1 pseudogene is annotated in these 339 nt (G+C 41.3%); it reads right to left on the bottom strand.

Annotated elements, in window-relative coordinates:
• Nucleotides 1–228 (bottom strand): annotated as a pseudogene (locus AB4585_RS24695) (A/G-specific adenine glycosylase); the annotation flags it as partial.
• Nucleotides 229–339: the final 111 nt, after the last annotated feature.

The raw sequence follows: 339 nt of genomic DNA, 5'->3' as shown, positions 1-339 counted from the left end.
TGTCCAAAGGTGCAGCACCTCATCAATATGAGCCTTAGCCAGAGAGTTAACATCAGGAAACTGTTCTAAAAAGCGCTCAAAATAAGGGATGACAGTGGCCACTTGCGTCTGCTGTAGCATTATTTCTGATAGCCATACCTTGTAAGCTGTTTTGTCTTGCTGCCAAGGAAGGTGTTTCCTACCGTATTGCTGATACCAAGTAAGTATCTGATTTGCGAATGGTGTCACTGAGAGCCCACAAAATTAGTCATCAAAGGTTAGAAATTGCACCATAATAGTTAGGTTAAGTAAAACTAAGTTGTGCTGATTAAGCGCGATAGACAGCCAATATGCATAGAA

This window comes from Vibrio sp. 10N.222.49.C9 (genome assembly GCF_041474985.1).
Classification (GTDB): Bacteria; Pseudomonadota; Gammaproteobacteria; order Enterobacterales; family Vibrionaceae; genus Vibrio; species Vibrio crassostreae_C.
Note: the sequence above shows the minus strand (reverse complement) of the source record. Positions and strands in the feature narration are given on the sequence as shown.